At 34.7% G+C, this 17,927-nt stretch carries 16 protein-coding genes; 6 read left to right on the top strand and 10 right to left on the bottom strand.

What is annotated here, in order from left to right; all coding sequences use genetic code 11:
• Positions 1–84: 84 nt before the first annotated feature.
• Entirely contained in the window at positions 85–648 is a 564-nt protein-coding gene (locus tag Q4503_RS05920; RefSeq protein WP_215972459.1) for a DUF4136 domain-containing protein, read from the bottom strand.
• Positions 649–1,160: 512 nt separating this feature from the next.
• Between Q4503_RS05920 and Q4503_RS05915 the strand changes: the two genes are divergently transcribed.
• From Q4503_RS05915 to Q4503_RS05905, 3 genes are all read left to right on the top strand, one after another.
• The gene (locus tag Q4503_RS05915) at positions 1,161–2,888 is read left to right on the top strand and encodes an acetolactate synthase 3 large subunit (protein ID WP_215972458.1); all 1,728 of its coding nucleotides are present in this window, start codon (positions 1,161–1,163) and stop codon (positions 2,886–2,888) included.
• A gap of 85 nt (positions 2,889–2,973) precedes the next feature.
• On the top strand, positions 2,974–3,471 hold the full coding sequence (ilvN, locus tag Q4503_RS05910) for an acetolactate synthase small subunit (protein WP_303601677.1): 498 nt from the start codon (positions 2,974–2,976) through the stop codon (positions 3,469–3,471).
• Between the two features lie 88 nt (positions 3,472–3,559).
• Positions 3,560–3,769: a DUF1653 domain-containing protein gene (locus tag Q4503_RS05905; protein ID WP_303601676.1), complete on the top strand. Its 210-nt coding sequence runs from the start codon at positions 3,560–3,562 to the stop codon at positions 3,767–3,769.
• A 39-nt stretch (positions 3,770–3,808) separates the two neighbouring features.
• On the opposite strand, the gene Q4503_RS05900 is transcribed toward Q4503_RS05905, so the two are convergent.
• The 7 genes from Q4503_RS05900 to Q4503_RS05870 form a co-directional block, all read right to left on the bottom strand.
• The gene (locus tag Q4503_RS05900; RefSeq protein ID WP_215972455.1) at positions 3,809–4,078 is read right to left on the bottom strand and encodes an acylphosphatase; all 270 of its coding nucleotides are present in this window, start codon (positions 4,076–4,078) and stop codon (positions 3,809–3,811) included.
• A 91-nt stretch (positions 4,079–4,169) separates the two neighbouring features.
• The gene (locus Q4503_RS05895; protein WP_215972454.1) at positions 4,170–5,024 is read right to left on the bottom strand and encodes a LytTR family DNA-binding domain-containing protein; all 855 of its coding nucleotides are present in this window, start codon (positions 5,022–5,024) and stop codon (positions 4,170–4,172) included.
• A gap of 44 nt (positions 5,025–5,068) precedes the next feature.
• Positions 5,069–6,133 carry a sensor histidine kinase gene (locus Q4503_RS05890; protein ID WP_303601675.1) on the bottom strand — a complete coding sequence of 355 codons (1,065 nt, stop codon included), beginning with the start codon at positions 6,131–6,133 and terminating at the stop codon, positions 5,069–5,071.
• Between the two features lie 121 nt (positions 6,134–6,254).
• Positions 6,255–6,605 (bottom strand): HIT domain-containing protein, encoded by a 351-nt coding sequence (locus Q4503_RS05885; protein ID WP_215972452.1) that lies wholly within the window; start codon positions 6,603–6,605, stop codon positions 6,255–6,257.
• A gap of 205 nt (positions 6,606–6,810) precedes the next feature.
• The gene (deoA, locus tag Q4503_RS05880; protein ID WP_303601674.1) at positions 6,811–8,112 is read right to left on the bottom strand and encodes a thymidine phosphorylase; all 1,302 of its coding nucleotides are present in this window, start codon (positions 8,110–8,112) and stop codon (positions 6,811–6,813) included.
• Between the two features lie 56 nt (positions 8,113–8,168).
• Positions 8,169–8,669, bottom strand: a complete 501-nt coding sequence (locus tag Q4503_RS05875; RefSeq protein ID WP_368506795.1) for a cytidine deaminase — start codon at positions 8,667–8,669, stop codon at positions 8,169–8,171.
• A gap of 130 nt (positions 8,670–8,799) precedes the next feature.
• Complete coding sequence (locus tag Q4503_RS05870) at positions 8,800–11,919, bottom strand: TonB-dependent receptor (protein WP_215972449.1); 3,120 nt, start codon at positions 11,917–11,919, stop codon at positions 8,800–8,802.
• 482 nt (positions 11,920–12,401) lie between these two features.
• Between Q4503_RS05870 and Q4503_RS05865 the strand changes: the two genes are divergently transcribed.
• The 3 genes from Q4503_RS05865 to Q4503_RS05855 all read left to right on the top strand — a co-directional run bounded on the left by Q4503_RS05865 (position 12,402) and on the right by Q4503_RS05855 (position 15,725).
• A complete protein-coding gene (locus Q4503_RS05865; RefSeq protein WP_215972448.1) occupies positions 12,402–13,025 on the top strand; it encodes a TetR/AcrR family transcriptional regulator in 624 nt (207 codons plus the stop codon).
• Positions 13,026–13,102: 77 nt separating this feature from the next.
• Positions 13,103–14,263, top strand: coding sequence for an endonuclease/exonuclease/phosphatase family protein (locus tag Q4503_RS05860; protein WP_303601706.1), 1,161 nt, complete (start codon positions 13,103–13,105; stop codon positions 14,261–14,263).
• A gap of 22 nt (positions 14,264–14,285) precedes the next feature.
• On the top strand, positions 14,286–15,725 hold the full coding sequence (locus Q4503_RS05855) for an alkaline phosphatase (RefSeq protein ID WP_303601673.1): 1,440 nt from the start codon (positions 14,286–14,288) through the stop codon (positions 15,723–15,725).
• Positions 15,726–15,811: 86 nt separating this feature from the next.
• On the opposite strand, the gene Q4503_RS05850 is transcribed toward Q4503_RS05855, so the two are convergent.
• Positions 15,812–16,984, bottom strand: a complete 1,173-nt coding sequence (locus tag Q4503_RS05850) for a cystathionine beta-lyase (RefSeq protein WP_303601672.1) — start codon at positions 16,982–16,984, stop codon at positions 15,812–15,814.
• 220 nt (positions 16,985–17,204) lie between these two features.
• A complete protein-coding gene (locus tag Q4503_RS05845) occupies positions 17,205–17,765 on the bottom strand; it encodes a hypothetical protein (protein WP_303601671.1) in 561 nt (186 codons plus the stop codon).
• Positions 17,766–17,927: the final 162 nt, after the last annotated feature.

The following is a 17,927-nucleotide window of genomic DNA, read 5'->3' as shown; positions in this document are numbered from 1 at the left end:
AGTGTAATGCACAAAATAAAAAAAGCATTAAAAATATACAAAAAAAGCGGCAAAAGCCGCTTTTAATTTAAAAACAAAAAGTTATTAATGAAATTGTGCCACTACATCATTGACAACTTCTTGGATATTATCTAAATGTATTTCATCATTGGTGATGCGTTTGGTTGCCCAGCCATGCCATACCGGTTGGTGTAATTTAACATCATATACATCAATACCTAATTTACCTTCAGTATATTGGCGAGCTATCGTTCTATATTCATCTGATCTAAACATACTGCCATAATAACCAGGCCACCAGCCAAAACGAGTACGATAAATTGCTGGGTAATTCATTATTTTAATCTTATCTCTATTACCTACAGTATAAGAAACGGTAAAGTCTGCTTTTTCGGCATCTTCAATCAATTGATAACCTTTCGCAATAAACGCTTTTTCAATCGCTTCATCTACACGAAGTTTCATTACTGGGTTAAAATCTTCACTTGCTGCCATGACTTTCTGTGATGTTAGCCAAGCAAAAGTTTTATAGTCTGCGGTATCAATATTTTCATTCTTATCAGAACCCACTTTTACTTTATAATTACTTGCACAGCTTGCAACAAGTAAAACTAATACAGTAACTAAGGTTACTTTTATAGCCTTCATATTTACCACCTTTTGCTTATTTCAATCAAAGTATAACTACAACATTTAGCACTATTTTAAATACTAACGTAAATACCAAAATACTACTGCTTATTAAATGTAACATTGCGTTAACTATAAAACATTACAAGAGACTAAAACAATCAAATTAAAGAGCGAATATATAATATTTCTTATATTTCAAGTAATTTATAATCGAATATTAAAAAAATATTAAGAAACACTATGCATTATTGTAATTAAAGGTTGACAGACTTTACTAAACCCTTTAAAAATAGAGCCAAGTATTATCTTTTTTATAAAAATTAAATTTATCTAAGCATGTATTCAATTAATCAAAACAATAAATTAAATGTCGTCCTCGTGGTCGTAGTGATAGTTAAATCACTCCGAGGATTAGGTTGTTTTAAAAATTAATTTTTAATTAAAGCAGATATACAAATAAATAACCAAACCCTCGCTCTATTTTAGACCGAGGGTTTTTTATGTATTAATCATTAATAGGTATCAATATGACAACAGAACTTTTTACTGGTGCAGAAATGGTAGTAAAAGCATTATCAGCACTAAAGGTTAAATATATTTTTGGCTATCCTGGAGGTTCAGTTTTAGATCTTTATGATGCTATTTTCCAACAAGATGAAATTGAACATATTTTAGTTCGCCATGAGCAAGCTGCAACTCATATGGCTGATGGTTACACTAGAGCGACCGGAGAAGTAGGTGTGGTTTTGGCAACATCAGGTCCAGGTGCTACAAACTGTGTTACAGGAATAGCGACAGCCTACATGGATTCAATTCCAATGGTAGTACTGGCAGGCCAAGTGCCAACAACCTTAATTGGTAATGATGCTTTTCAAGAAACTGATATTGTTGGTTGTACACGCCCTATCATTAAACATAGTTTTAATTGTCGTGATTTAGCCGATATCCCTAATGTTATTGCTAAAGCATTTTATATCGCTAGCACAGGTCGACCTGGACCAGTCGTAGTTGAATTACCAAAAGACTTGCTAATACCACAAAATAAAGCCCCTTTTGCTATTGAAACCAACCCGACAATACGCTCTTATAATCCGAATATTAAAGGCCATCCAAAACAAATTCGTAAAGCAGCTAAAGCAATCAGTGAAGCGAAAAAATTAGTGGTTTATTCTGGTGGTGGTGTAGTTATTGCTAATGCTTCGGAACTATTAACAACACTAGTGGAAACATTAAAAGCCCCCGTAACGAATACCCTAATGGGTCTTGGTGGTATATCAGGAACTCATGACAACTTTATTGGCATGTTAGGTATGCATGGTAGCTTAGAAGCAAATAAAGCAATGGCTAATGCTGATGTTATTCTTGCCCTTGGAGTTCGCTTTGACGATAGGGTAACGAATAATGTTGAAAAGTTCTGCCCTAATGCAAATATTATTCATGTCGATATCGATCCAACGTCAATCTCAAAAACTATCAATGCACATATTCCAGTAGTCGGTTTAGTTGATATTGTAATGCAACAATTGCTTGATGAACTTAGCGCAATTAATTTCATACCTGATGAAATAGCTTTAAAAGATTGGTGGCACCAAATCAATACATGGCGCGATGTAAAAAGTGTGAGCTACAAACAAGTTGAAGGTGAAAAAATCAAGCCTCAACGTGTGATAGAAGCTATGTATCGAATTACGAACGGTGAAGCTTATGTGGCTTCAGATGTTGGTCAGCATCAAATGTTTGCAGCCCAATACTATCCGTTTGATAAACCTCGTCAATGGATAAACTCAGGTGGCGCAGGAACTATGGGGTTTGGTCTACCCGCAGCCATGGGAGCTAAGCTTGCCTTTCCTGATAAACATGTTATTTGCATTACCGGTGACGGATCAATTCAAATGAATATTCAAGAGCTATCAACCTGTAAACAATACAATCTACCAGTAGTGATAATTACGTTAAATAACCGATCTCTGGGTATGGTACGCCAATGGCAAGATATGGTTTATGATGGCAGACATGCCTCATCTTACATGGAATCACTACCTGATTTCATAAAAGTTGCAGAGGCTTACGGCCATGTAGGTATTCAAATTGATACTTTAGATGAATTAGAGCCAAAACTAAAAGAAGCCTTTAGTATTAAAAATCAATTAGTGTTTGTCGACGTGTTAGTTGATGAAAAAGAACATGTGTATCCTATGCATATTCGCCAAGGTGGTATTGATGATATGTGGATCTCTAAAGGAGTTAAAGCCTAATGAAATATTTATCAAAATGTAAAAATAACACAAATAATATTGATGACATGTGGGCTGATATAACCACTAAAGGAGATAAGGCATAATGCGACATATTTTAGCCATTTTACTGGAAAATGAAGCCGGTGCTCTATCACGTATCGTAGGGCTTTTTTCTCAACGCGCTTTTAATATAGAGAGCTTAACTGTTGCTCCAACGGATGATAACAGCTTATCTCGAATCACCATTTCAACCATAGGTGATGACAAAGTTTTAGAGCAAATTGTTAAGCAAGTAAATAAGTTAGTTGACGTTATTAAAATATCTGAGCTAACTGATAGAAAACATGTAGAACGGGAATTATTACTGGTTAAAGTTGCGGCTGTAAATGACAAAGCACGCACAGAAGTTAAACGAGTTACAGATATTTTTCGGGGTTCTATTATCGATATTGGTAAACAGGTTTATACAATAGAATTAACAGGGAATAGTGATAAACTTAATGCCTTTATTGAAGTATTAAGTAATGAAACAGAAATCATAGAATCAGCTCGTTCAGGTTGTGTTGGCATGGCACGTGGCGATAAGTCTTTACGAATATAACATTAGCTTAATCTCCTTAAAAATAAGATGTTGTAAAGTATATTTACTTTACAACATTATTTTAACTTTACATTATTGGAAATATTTAATGATTAAATTAGGAAAATATCAACACTTTAAAGGGAATTATTATCAAGTACTTCACCTTGCAAAACATAGCGAAACAGAAGAATATTTGGTTGTTTATCACCCCTTCGACAACGTAGATGATATTTGGGTTCGCCCTTTAGCAATGTTCAACGAAACGATTGTTAGAGATGAAAAAAAAATACAGCGCTTCAAATATATAGAAGAATGATGACTATCTATTGAAAGTGTAGATTACACTTAGCAGCTATTAGCTGATAGAAAAAAAATTATGCTCTTGCCAATCGACTTGTTTGTGTTGAATTTTGGTAACCTCTGCTAGTGTAGGACCAGTTTCTAACCACACTAGCATTTTTTGGACATCAACATCTTTCCCCGAAAGAAAGACTTCTACGTCACCATCAGCTAAGTTTCGAGCATAACCACTAAGTCCATATTCAATTGCCTTTTGTTGACTTGATACCCGAAAGTAGACCCCTTGGACTTTCCCTGATATATGACTAATGTAACTAACATTCATTATGTAGACTCTTTTAATTATATTATTGATACTTACATAAACTAAAGTATAGACGCTAATTTTAAATTAAAAATTAAACTAGACAATAAAATTAGCTATTTATAGCTTGTTTAACTTTTTCTTTATAGCTGCGACTTACCTTTAATTCTTTGCCATTTTTCAATACCAACAAATATTCACCACTTGCTTGGCTACAAAATTTTTCCACATAATCTTTATTAACAATGGTAGAACGATGGTTTCTAATAAACACTTTAGGATCAAGGTGCTCTTCAAGTTGTTTCATTGTTTTTCTTAAGATATGTGTGTTTTCTTGTGGGATATCTTGCGACTGTTGCTGCATAGTATTAGTGGTATGAACACACATATAATCTCCTGCAGCATCGATCCAAATAATATCTTTGACTGGGACTCTGGTCACTTCACCAACATCTTTAATCGCTAATATATCGGAATAATTAGACAAGCTAACAGGCTGATTATTAGTAAGCTCGGTTAAAATCTGTTGGTAATCATTGCCGGTAACATCACTGACTAATCGAATCAATTTAGACTTATGCTCTGCATCGGTACTTGATCTGAAGTGTTGTCTAATTTTGTCGAGTGTCTGAGCAAGACGATCTTCATTGGTTGGCTTTAAAATATAATCGAGCGCCAATACTTCAAAAGCTTTAATCGCATACTGATCAAACGCTGTGGCAAACACCACCATTGGCATTTTCAACCCTTGCTTTTCAATTTCATCAATAACCTGAAAGCCAGTTAATCCAGGCATTTGAATATCAAGAAACATTAAGTCGACCTGACATTCTTTTATTGTTTCAATAGCTTCTCTACCATTACTGCATTGTTTAATGATATGGATATCGTTAAAGCTTTGTAGACGTATACTTAGTCCCTTTCGAGCAAGTGGCTCATCATCTACAATAATTGTGCGAAAAATCATAACTCAACCCTGATAATGTGTTGTAAATGGTTTTATTGAACACATTATAATAATTCAAACGGCATACGAATACTTACTTTAACACCAGAAGGAATATTATTAGCAACAACAAGCGAATAATTGTTACCATATAGAGCATTTAAACGTTCACGAGTATTCACTAACCCGACCCCATTTTCTCTATATAAATTACCATCAACTATCTCTGCACCAGGCCCATCATCCGCTAGCTCTATCATTAAATCGTTTGCAAATTTATTTACCGTAATTGTAATACTACCGCCTCGTTCTTGCGTGGCTACTGCATGCTTAATTGCGTTCTCAGCAATCGGTTGTAAAATCATGCTAGGTACTAATGCCTTTTCGCAATTTTCATTGATAGAAATATGAACTTGCAACCGTTCTTCAAAACGGACTTTCTCTATATCCAAATATAGCTCTAGTGCTTGAATTTCACTGTTTAGGCTAACTTTTTTCATCGGATCTTTATCAAGAGAATAACGTAAAAATTCACTTAATCTAGTAACCATGCCATTAGCCGTAGCATTATCCTTTAACAGTATGAGGGTTGAAATAGCATTAAGTGTATTAAATAAAAAGTGCGGATTAAGCTGATATCGCAACATTTTTAACTGAGCTTGATGGGCAACTGAATTTGCTTTTAATACATTTTGCTTTTCAACTTGTAACATTTGATAATACTTAGTACCAAAGTACAAAACACTCCAACTGAGAATAATATAAAATGACCAAACACTTGATTGGGTATACATCAATATAAAATCCGGCTTATAACCATGTTTATATATTTCCCAATAATTTAGGTTTTTAACGACTTGCCATAAAACACCGGTGATGTAAGAAGAAAAAATCACCACCAGCGCTACTTTAAATGGCGGAAGATTCCAAACTCTACGATATATATAGCGAAGAGGAACAGAAAGCAACCAGCCAGCATAAGCATTTAAAAAAATAATAACGACAAATATATCGCGCAAATCATGAAGCAAGGACCCCAAATAATGCACTAAAGCAAAGCCAAACCAACCTGCAGAATGTACAAGCCAGAATAGGCGATTTCGATTTTCGAGCAATGCTTTCCAATTCACATAAAATCCTAGAAAGTATAATATCTACATATACCTTAATTATGCGGTAGCCAACAATTAAGTGCACTGTCTTTAATCTTACCAATATAACTACTTATCGTTTTTCCCACTTAAAAGAGAATCAAAGCGCTAACATTTCACCTAAACGTTGACCTCCAAGTAAATGCATATGAATATGATAGACTTCTTGTCCACCATCTTTATTACAATTTACAATCAAGCGATAACCACTTTCATCAACCCCTTCTTGTTTAGCTAACTTTCTAGCAACAGTGAACATACGTCCCATGGTTAACTCATCAGCGTCAGTAACATCATTAGTGGTCGGGATATGCTTATTAGGTACAATTAAAATATGAGTACTTACGCGCGGGGCAATATCTCTAAAAGCGCTTACTAATTCATCTTGGTAAAGTAATGGGGTTGGGATTTCTTGTCTAATAATTTTAGAAAAAATAGTTTCATCTGTCATAGTGGTCTCTACAATATAAGTTACTTTATGATTTCTTTCTATTTTACGTTAAAACAACGTTCGGTAAACAACTAAATTATCCTTCATAAAAAACATCGGTAAAAGATAAAAATTTTACCCTGATTGCTTACACTCACTGTTCTTTATACAATTTATTTCTACTCAAACGGCAGAGTAGAAATAAAAGTAAATGGTGATTTAAACATTAATAAATAATTTGTGCTTCGTCTACTGGCGTATCTGAAAAACTTACTGCATCTGTATATTGTTTACTAGCAAGTTCAGCGCTATCGAGAGAGCTTGCATGCACCCTTGCAATAACATCACCTCGGTTTACACGTGTGCCAATAGGTAAAATACGATCAAAACCAACACTATGGTCAATTTTTTGATCATTACTAATACGCCCACCACCTAAACCAACAACAGAAAAACCAATGTCACGCGTTTGCATTGCTTTAATATATCCATTGCAAGGCGATAATATTTCAATGATATGCTCTGCTTTATTCATTGAACGCCAAGGCTGCTCAAGTAGATCTGTTGGTCCACCTAAAGCACTGATCATTTTAGCAAAAATTTCAGCCGCTTTACCTGAATCTAATGCATTGTCTATTTTTACTTGTGCTTCATCATCACTCTTAGCAAGTTTACTATTGATTAACATCGCTTTAGCTAAAGTTACAACCACTTGATGAAGCCTTGGCTCACGAAGCTTACCCGTTAAATATTTTACGGTTTCATACATTTCTAACGCATTACCCGCAGTATTACCAAGCACTTGATTCATATCAGTAATAATAGCTTGAGTGTTCACCCCTGCACCGTTAGAAACACTGGTAATACTATCTGCCAACGCTTTTGCTTGACTTAAATCTTCCATTTGAGCGCCATTGCCCATTTTTATATCCATGACTAACACATCAAGGCCCGCAGCAAGTTTTTTAGATAAAATAGACGCCGTGATAAGAGGAATAGACGCCACTGTTGCAGTAACATCTCTAATAGCATATAAACGTCTGTCTGCTGGTGCTAAATCAGGAGTTTGAGCAATGATAGCGACACCGAGATCAGCAACAATGCGTTTAAAATCAGATAAATTAGGCTGAACATTAAAACCCGCTATACTTTCAAGCTTATCTGCAGTGCCTCCAGTATGGCCAAGCCCTCGCCCTGATATCATTGGAACATAACCACCACAAGCAGCAACAATAGCTGCAAGCATAAAGCTAACTTTGTCACCAACCCCGCCAGTCGAATGTTTATCAATAACAGGTCCGTCTAAATGCTGCCAAGATAATACCTCCCCTGAATGCATCATGGCTTTTGTTAATTCTACAGTTTCTTGTGGTACTAAGCCTTTTTGAAAAATTGCCATTGCCATTGCGCCAACTTGCGCATCATTAAAATTATTAGATACTAAGCCATCAACAAAAAATTTAATTTCATCTTGTTTAAGTATTTTACCATCTCGTTTTTTAGCGATAATTTCTTGGGGTAATAACATTATTTAATCCTTTCTGTCTTTTTTAATTATTATTTTAATTCGTTGTTATATGTTTACTAAGTTTTATTGATAAGGTTGTAGGGAGTAAATGCATCTGGCAATAACTCTGCTACCGTCCAGTGCTGCTGTTGATTCAAATGGTTAGCTGCCATAATTAGCGCATCTTGAGGGAAAAACTCGGCAATCACTTGTCGGCAAGCACCACACGGCGGCGTCAATATTTCTTGCTCGGTATAAACAACCAATGCCGTGAACTCAACAGTTTTATTACTTGGATTATGAATAACACCTTGAGCAATACAATTACGTTCAGCGCAAACAGTTAACCCATAAGATGCATTTTCAACATTACAGCCTTGCACTATTTTAGTATCTGTCGTTAACGCGGCAGCACCTACTCTAAACTCACTATAAGGTGCATAAGCTTGCTGGTAAGCTTGCTTTGCATTGTCGACAAGGTTTTGCCAAACACTAGCATCAATATTGTTACTCATTAATTTACTCACTTTTTCTAGCTTAAGAATATTACTTGACCATACGGTCAAGTATTTAGTTATACTAACATCAATTATTAAATTTAGTAGTAAATATTTTTCTAAAAATATAATTAAAATAACTAAAATTTAGACATAAAAAAACCGTGCGATAAAGCACGGTTTTTAAAATGACTTTTTTATAAACTAATGATTAGAAATCGTAACTAACACCGATACGAATTTCCCATAATGATGCATCAGTTTGTCTACTTTTGTAACTAGGAGAAGTAAACTTATTATATGAATATTGACCGTCATCAGTAATTGAAGCTTCTACAGCACCTTGTAAGAAGTTACCTTCTTTAAGTACACCCCAATCATCATTTAAGAAGTTACCAACGTTTTCTATTACAAAGTAAGCACTTGCTTTATGATCTTCAGTGAAACCAGGAATTTCTTGCTCTACACGAACATCAAACTTAGTCCACCAACCACCGTCAAGGCTATTACGCTCCATGATTTCACCGCGAGTTAGACCTTCAGAAGCAATAAAGTTGTTAAATGCATCTAAATCAAAATCAGCACCATAAATAACTTTACTATCACTTTCTGTTGGAACATATAATAACTGGCGATTAGAGTCGTTATAACCAAATCCACTTGAGTTATTAGAGAAGTTATAATCATAACCATGAGTTTGCATCGCTTGACCGAACAAACTAAAGTTTGTGTCTAAGCCATCAAAGAATTCATGAGAGTAATGTACATTTAATGTAAATCTATGTGGAACTTCGTAATTTGAAGTTGCAACGCCTGGAGACTGTGGATCAGAAACTGCAATGCCATGGTAGTTAGAAAAGGCAACTGAACTAGTCATTGGGTGAACATCTTTAGCTTCTGTAAACGCATAAGAAGCTGTCATTGATAACCCATTTTCATACTCTTTACTAACACCGAAAGATACAACAGTTGTTTCGCCATCTTGACCACTAACATTTGTTAAGAAGAAGTCATTATCAAAACCACGAGAACTTTCATAGATGCGTCTGCCATCAGGAGCGACATCAGTTACTACTGCTGCTAAATCATTTACAATCGCAGAGTTTTCTTTGTCTGTGTATAAGTAATCTGCTGTGATTACATATTCTGATTCAGTAACATAAGTAAGACCTAATGAATATTTCCATTCTGAAGGAATTTCAAAACCAGGATCAGTTGAATTTGTGCTTGAATCTGCAGTTCCTGTGCTCACATTGTTAATTGATTGAACAGGAATATCATACCCTGCTTGTCCAGTACCATCAAAAGCAATAGCATCAGGACCCAAAATATATGCATCTCTTACAGAGCTATCTTGAATATTACGAACACCATCATTTGAATAACTATTAGAAATCCAAACGTTTGGATTACCACCAGAGTAAAGACCAGCACCGGCACGAACTTCTAATTGATCATTAACAACCCAATTCAAACCTAAACGTGGTTGAAGTAAATCAATACCATCTAAGTTTTGAGCGTTTGAAAAACCATAACGTGATTCGAAGTTAGGATTGTAATTTGGTTTATCATCACTTGTATACCAATCATAACGAAGACCAGCAGTGATGGTGACATCATATGACTCTAACTCAAACTTATCTTGAAAGTATACCGTATTTAATGCATAGCTAAATTCACCAGCAGCATCAGCAGGATTAAGTGAAGCCGCATTACCATAGTAAACATCATCAGCTAAACCATTTTCAAAGTCGGTAACATTATTAAAACGCGTTTCAGTTTGAGAATGTTGAACAAATAAATTGAAAACATCAAGCTCTTCTCTTTCAAAGCCAAAATATAACTCATGTTCATCTAGATAATAAGTACCAGCAATTTTTAATGATAGCGTATCGTAGTTCAATTCATTTGATTGACGAGAATCATCTGGCCCTAAATAAACATCAACGCCTCCAGAACCAACATCTTCAATTCTAAACTCACCAAAACCACTTGATTCATCTAAAGACGTTTGACGATTATCTAATTTAGAATAACCTAAACGAAACTCAGTAGAAAAGTTATCTGTCCAATCTGAATATAAAGATGAAACATAAGACGTAAATTCTGCACCACGTTCATAAAAATGGTTAGATAATGATAGTCGTGTAGAACCTTCGTCAGATTGACCAATTTCATAACCATCATTGTAGTTATAAACAAAGTTTAAACGATGTTGCTCATTAATGTTCCAATCTAACTTAACTAAGATTTTTTCATCATCAACTGGAATACTAGGTACCATTGTACCTGGATCATAATTATAATTATCTTTTGATATTTGAATAATGTTATCAATATCACTTTGTGAAATAGCGCCATTATCAAATGCAGTATATTGCATGATTTGAGAGCCATCTAACTTTTCATAAGCAGCAAAGAAGAATAATTCATCTTCTATTAATGGGAAGCCAACATTAAAACCATAACGTTTTTCGTTATAACTACCTGTATCAATAGAATCGCCTTCTAAACTATCACCTTTTAACGAGTCGCTTGTGTAATCAACAAAAACACTACCATGTAGCTCATTACCACCAGACTTAGTTACAGCATTAATGTTACAAGAGGTAAAGCCACCATATTGAACATCAAAAGGTGCTAGCTCAACAGAAACTTGATCAATTGCATCATATGAAAATGGAATACGAACTGTTGGATAACCATTGCCATTCAAACCAAAGTTATCATTCATACGTGCGCCATCAACAGTTAGACTGTTAAAGCGTGGGTTACCACCGGCACAAACAATTGCATTTGAGCTAGATTCATTAATATATACACGAGGATCAACACGAATAACGTCTTTCAGATCACGATCAACGCTTGGTGCTAGTTCAATATCTTGTAAATTAAAATTAGAAGCAGGACTAGTGCTACCATAATTACTATTAACTACACGTCCCGTTATCTCGATAGTTTCTATAGATTGTTGCGCTTCTAATGAAACACTAACAGGGTAAGTTTCACCTAAGGTTAAAAATACATTCGATAACTCAGTATCTTTAAAGCTATTTGAATCAATAATAATGTTATAAGGTCCGCCAACACGTAGACCCTTAGCAGAGAATTGACCTGATTCATTTACAACAGCTGTTTTCGTCGTTCCTGATGGTACATGTACAATCGTAATTTTTGTACCAGCAGCAGCATTGCCGTTAGGACCGACAATTTGACCTTTAATACCCGAAGAAGTTGTGTTTGCAGCAACATCTGTTGAAATAACAGAGGTTGACAAACCAAGCGCAACAACAAGGGCGCCCGCTATTCGAGAGATAGAGTGGGTTTTCATGTTAATATTCCTATGTGTTTTATGTATAAATTATTATTTTCTTCAGACAATACTCATCTAAAGTTTGTTTACCGTTTTTATCTGACCTAAAGCAATGTAGTCAATTTAACCAAAGTTTCATTACATTTTTATTACATACCTGTATAAATTAACTCAATTTCACTTAAAAAAAAAGCGTTATGATAAAAAACGAACCAAAAGGTCAGCTTTTTGCTTTTTATAGACAAGATCTATAGGATTAACAGATTATTTAGAAACAAATAAATAGACCAACAGGACAAGAAACTAAAAATAGTCAGAAATATAACCACTAAAAAAGTACATATTATTGGTATTGATTATGGTAGATGTAACCATAAAAATCCCCTTTAACTTCAGTGTAACCTTGGTATGATTTAATGGAAAAATGGTTAATAATCACCAGTAAAAGTTATGTAATCTCTTATGAAAAATAGTCAATATTAGTTAAAAATCAAATAAAAATGAATAAAAACTCTAAATCACAAAAAATACGAACAATCAGTACCGATAAAATACTGATTGCCGCTCAAGACGAATTTATATTACAAGGATATAAAGGAGCCACTGTGCAATCTATCGCAGATAACGCGGGGTTACCTAAAGCTAATGTTTTATATTACTTTAAAAATAAAGAAAATATATATCATGCTGTTTTAGAAAAAACCCTTAACATGTGGGATGAAGGCATCGGTGATATTTTACTCGAAGATGGTCCAAAGCTTGCGATAGAAAAATTTATTCGGGCTAAAGTTGCTATGTCTTTCAATAACCCAAAAGCGTCTAAGATTTATGCGATGGAAATTATTCAAGGTGCTCAACACCTAAAAGATTTTGCCCGCACCTACCTTCGTCAATGGGTGAGAGAGAAAGCAAAAATATTTCAGCACTGGATTGATAACGGTGAAATGCATGCAGTAGACCCAGTCAACTTAATATTGCTTATTTGGTCGTCAACTCAACACTATGCTGATTTTGACAATCAAATATTAACCATTATGAATCGTGCTGATTATGAGAGCGATGATATTGAACATGTTACAAATTTTCTGACAGATATAATTTTACGAGGCTGTAAATTAAAATGATAAAAAACTTTTTTAAGTTAAATGGGTTAATACTATTTAGTGCTTTTCTATTAAATACAACTATTGCGAGTAAAGCTATGGCTGCAAATAACACACAACTAAATACAGAAGCAACAACTAAACTACGTATCGCAACCTTCAATGTCAGTATGGAAGCATTCAACTATGCAAAACCGTCACCGAATAGAACACCTAACGTAACAGGTGATGAACTTACGCAAGCGTTAAGAGGTAATAATCCACAAATTAAAAATATTGCTGAAATAATCCAACGTGTTAATCCTGATATCATTTTACTAAATGAATTTGATCATGTAGATAAAAATCATGAAAACATTCTTTATTTTATGAAGAACTATTTAGGTAATGGACAGAATAAACAAAACGAGATTCATTACCCTTACTTTTATCAAGGTACTGTTAATACCGGTGTAAAAGTAAACAAAAACACCAATAATGAGAATAAAGATAATCAACCAACCACGAATAATTTACATGGTTATGGCTATTTTGAAGGTCATTATGGCATGGTATTATTATCAAAATACCCTATTGATAAAAAAGCAATTAGAACTTTCCAGCTCTTCAAATGGCGTGATATGCCAGGCGCTTTGAAGCCAATTGACCCAAGTACTAAAGAGCCTTGGTTTAGTGAAGATGTTTGGAGTAACTTAAGGTTATCATCAAAATCACATTGGGATATTCCAGTAAATATTAATGGCCAGACAGTGCATGTTCTAGCTAGCCACCCGACACCACCTGTGTTCGATGGCCCAGAGAATCGTAACGGTAAACGTAATCATGATGAAATTCGTTTTTGGTTTGATTACATTAATAACACACAAGCTAGCTACATCTATGATGATAATGGCAACAAAGGTGGATTATCCCCTAATCAACCTTTTGTTATAGTAGGCGATCAAAATGCCTCTAGTGTTGAAGGTGACGCAATTAATTCGAGTATTGAAGCGCTAATTACCGACAGTAAATTACAAGATCCTATGCCAACAAGCTTAGGTGGCCAGTTACATAAAAGTGATAATATAAATGCTAAATATCATACAGCATACTGGGGAATGCGAGCAGATTACGTTCTTCCTTCTGTATTTGGCTTTACAATTAGAGATTCTGGCGTATTTTGGCCACAGAAAAATGACGAAGCTTTTCGATTAATCAAAGATAGACAAGCTTCATCAGATCATAGACTTGTCTGGGTTGACCTTGACTTAACTAAATAATTTTTTATAAACAGGAAAAAAGATGAAACTATTTTTATCCGCTATTTCACTGTCATTACTTTGTGTTTCTTGTGCGAACACGGCTCACGTTAATGACAATATAGCAGCACAAGAGACAACGAACACACTAACAACGGTCATGCCAGCTAATTTACCCAAAAATATTATTATGGTGATTGGTGATGGTATGGGACCAGCTTACACAACTGCTTACCGCTATTTTAGTGACAACCCAAAAACAACAGTTGTAGAAGAAACAGTATTTGATCGCCACCTTAAAGGTTTATCAAGTACCTACCCTGCTCCGGTTTCTGGTGTAGTCACTGACTCCGCAGCAAGTGCAACGGCATTATCTACAGGCGTGAAAAGTTACAATGGTGCTATTGGTGTTGATGTAAATAAGAAAGAAATACAAACCGTATTAGAATGGGCAAAATTACAAGGTAAAAAGACAGGTGTAGTCGTAACGTCTCAAATTAATCATGCCACACCAGCTTCATATCTGGCACATAATGAAAGCCGTAGAAATTACAATGAAATTGCCGATAGCTATATCGACAATGGCATAAAAGCAGACCTTTATCTTGGTGGCGGTTGGAAGTACTTCATCCGCGAAGATAGAAACTTAGTTGATGAGTTTAAGAAATCGGGTTTTCATTATGTCGATAATTATCAAGATTTAAATAGTTTTCCTAAAGATAAACCTGTTTTAGGTCTTTTTGCTGATGTTGGTTTACCTTGGGCATTGGATGATACCAATAAACATCGCTTATCAACTATGACTAAAGCAGGTATTCACCATTTAATTGACTTACAAGAAACTGATGATTTAGCTGATAATGGCTTTTTCATGCTCATTGAAGGCAGTCAAGTTGATTGGGCTGCTCATGGTAATGATATAAGCGATGCTATGGCTGAAATGGATGATTTAGCAAAAACAATTGAATATTTAGAGCACTTTGTTGAACATCACCCTGATACACTTGTGGTAATAACTGCCGATCATAGTACAGGTGGTTTTACTATTGCTGCCAATGGTAAATATGAATGGAATGCTGAAAATTTGCGCACAATGAAGCACTCTGTTAATTATATCGCTAAGCAATTAACAACCAATGAAATAAACGCAAAAATCACAACAGAATTATTTAATTTTGAATTATCTGAAGAAGAGCTGAGTTTACTTAATGATAGTAAAAATAACGCTACAATAGAAAAAACTGCGAATATGTATCAAAGTAAAACTACACCTGCAAGTGAATTAGCATTAATAAAAAGTGTTAAGAAGGTGATGGATATGCGTAGTAATAGTGGTTGGACTACTGGTGGTCATACGGCCATCGATGTACCTGTATTTTCTTTTGGACAACACAGTGAGTTATTTAAAGGTCTACAAGACAACACCGATATAGCGAAAAAAATATTTATGTTGTTAGGTAAGGATAACTCAAAGACTAACTAACAGATTTATTAAGTTAAATCATTGATGCTCGTTATAAACCTATAACGAGCATCAATCAATGCGACTTTACAATAATGTGCTTATGGCTAAAGTTTGGTATTAAAACGAGCAAAACCCTGCTCTAAATCAGCAATTAAATCATCGACATCTTCTAGACCAATATGCAAACGAATTAACGGAAACTCTGCCGTCCACTTAGTTGCACTTCGAATTGAATCAATACTCGTAATACCTAAAATAAGTGATTCGAACCCCCCCCATGAATAACCCATTTTAAAATGCGATAAGCCATCAAGAAATGCGGTAAGTGCTGCTCTATTGCCACAGTTTAAGGTAAAAGAAAATAAACCATTAGAGCCGGTGAAGTCACGTTTAAAAAACTCATGCCCTGGACAAGACTCAAAAGCAGGATGTAAAATAGTATCAACCTCTGGTCGCTCTTTTAACCAGCTAGCTACTGTTAACGCACTCTTTTCATGTTGCTTTAAACGTACACCAATCGTTCTAATACCACGTAACGCAAGATATAAATCATCTGGTGAGGTACATTGCCCCATTAAATAACTATTATCGCGTAATTGTGGCCAATATTTTTCTGTTGCTGTCGCGGTGCCTAACATAACGTCAGAGTGTCCAACAATATATTTAGTGGCTGCTTGTATACTAATATCAACACCGTAATCAAAGGGCTTAAAATTAATACCTGCGCCCCAAGTATTATCAAGCATTACAATACAATCATGTTGATGTGCTATTTTGGCAATGGTTGGTACATCTTGTACTTCCATCGTAATTGAACCCGGAGACTCTAAGAAAACAATACGTGTATTGGGCTTTATTAATGCTTCAATACCAGCACCAATAAGTGGGTCATAATAAGTTGTTTCTACACCCATTTTAGCTAAAATTTTATCGCAATAGTCACGTGTTGGCTCATAAGCACTATCAACCATTAAAATATGATCGCCACTTTCTACAAAAGAGATTATTGCATTGGTTATCGCTGCCGTACCTGATGGATAAAGTGCACAACCTGCACCACCTTCTAATTCAGTCATTGCATCACTAAAAGCAAACGCTGTTGTTGTGCCTCTTCTACCATATACCATGGTTTGATTATTACGATTCTTTAAAGCATCATTCATTTCAGCCACAGTTTCAAACACAACAGTTGAAGCCCGTGTAACGCTTGGATTAACTACACCATTTGTCCATTTTGCTTTGCGACCTGCAGTAACAATTTTAGTATCTTGTTTCATTTAAATCTGACCTTTAGGTTTAATTACTTCAAATAGCTATCTAGCCATCTAAACTTATTTGTATTTATACAGGGAAATGAAAGAAAATTCACCTGTTATCTGTTAAGTTTTAAAACTGATAACTAATAAGAGAGAACTGAAATAGATATCTAGAACAACTCATTAGGTTAATCGTTAATAATAAAATTATTGAGATAAGTTTTAGGTTACTGCTATTTTGTTAGGATTGATACAGAACAGCATCCACTTTATTACTTGCCTTTAATTTATTATTTTCTTCATTTAAAATAATATTATCTGCCATTAGCTCTTCTAATTGGCTTTGTAGCTGGATAACTTTACTCGTAGTCGCGATTTTTTCTTGTTTATACTGTTTTTCTCTTTCTAGCGATTCTGAAAGTTTTAGTTGAGCACTTTCAAGTGTTACCATTAGCTTTTTAATGTTCACGTCGTTGTCATGCTTGGCGCTATTACTATTTTGTAATAACGTAAATTCTTCACTATTGTCATCATCAGCTAAAATTTGTGTTAAATAATCAAACCCATAAATAATAAGTGTCAGCATTATCGTTAAAAATAAAACAACTATATATTGATTGGCACTAACAGAGTCAAGGGCAGATTGTAGCCTTACGTACAGCCCCCCATTAGTCATCACCAGTGAACTAATAAACTCATTATGCCAAACAAACCAAATGACAATATACGACATAAGAAAATGAAAAGACGGTTTTAAATTTAAGATGATTCTAAGAAACAATTTTGTTTTATCTGATAACATAAAATTCCCTTTTATATACTTAAGCTCAGCTTAATAAATGTTCATTAAATCATGCCAGTTTTAAAATGGACAAGCAACCAGCATGCACCTAAGTAACTTGCTTAGTAATAAAGAGCTTAAAATAATTGCAGTATAAAAAGACAGAGTACACAAGTGGTAAAA

This window comes from Colwellia sp. 6_MG-2023, assembly GCF_030547765.1.
Classification (GTDB): Bacteria; Pseudomonadota; Gammaproteobacteria; order Enterobacterales; family Alteromonadaceae; genus Colwellia.
This window is presented reverse-complemented; position numbering and strand designations above follow the sequence as displayed.

Bases quoted from the DNA above. Each gene is read 5' to 3' on its own strand.
- Q4503_RS05920 (WP_215972459.1), bottom strand. From the start codon at position 648: ATGAAGGCTATAAAAGTAACCTTAGTTACTGTATTAGTTTTACTTGTT.
- Q4503_RS05915 (WP_215972458.1), top strand. From the start codon at position 1,161: ATGACAACAGAACTTTTTACTGGTGCAGAAATGGTAGTAAAAGCATTA.
- ilvN (WP_303601677.1), top strand. From the start codon at position 2,974: ATGCGACATATTTTAGCCATTTTACTGGAAAATGAAGCCGGTGCTCTA.
- Q4503_RS05905 (WP_303601676.1), top strand. From the start codon at position 3,560: ATGATTAAATTAGGAAAATATCAACACTTTAAAGGGAATTATTATCAA.
- Q4503_RS05900 (WP_215972455.1), bottom strand. From the start codon at position 4,078: ATGAATGTTAGTTACATTAGTCATATATCAGGGAAAGTCCAAGGGGTC.
- Q4503_RS05895 (WP_215972454.1), bottom strand. From the start codon at position 5,024: ATGATTTTTCGCACAATTATTGTAGATGATGAGCCACTTGCTCGAAAG.
- Q4503_RS05885 (WP_215972452.1), bottom strand. From the start codon at position 6,605: ATGACAGATGAAACTATTTTTTCTAAAATTATTAGACAAGAAATCCCA.
- deoA (WP_303601674.1), bottom strand. From the start codon at position 8,112: ATGTTATTACCCCAAGAAATTATCGCTAAAAAACGAGATGGTAAAATA.
- Q4503_RS05870 (WP_215972449.1), bottom strand. From the start codon at position 11,919: ATGAAAACCCACTCTATCTCTCGAATAGCGGGCGCCCTTGTTGTTGCG.
- Q4503_RS05865 (WP_215972448.1), top strand. From the start codon at position 12,402: ATGAATAAAAACTCTAAATCACAAAAAATACGAACAATCAGTACCGAT.
- Q4503_RS05860 (WP_303601706.1), top strand. From the start codon at position 13,103: ATGGCTGCAAATAACACACAACTAAATACAGAAGCAACAACTAAACTA.
- Q4503_RS05855 (WP_303601673.1), top strand. From the start codon at position 14,286: ATGAAACTATTTTTATCCGCTATTTCACTGTCATTACTTTGTGTTTCT.
- Q4503_RS05850 (WP_303601672.1), bottom strand. From the start codon at position 16,984: ATGAAACAAGATACTAAAATTGTTACTGCAGGTCGCAAAGCAAAATGG.
- Q4503_RS05845 (WP_303601671.1), bottom strand. From the start codon at position 17,765: ATGTTATCAGATAAAACAAAATTGTTTCTTAGAATCATCTTAAATTTA.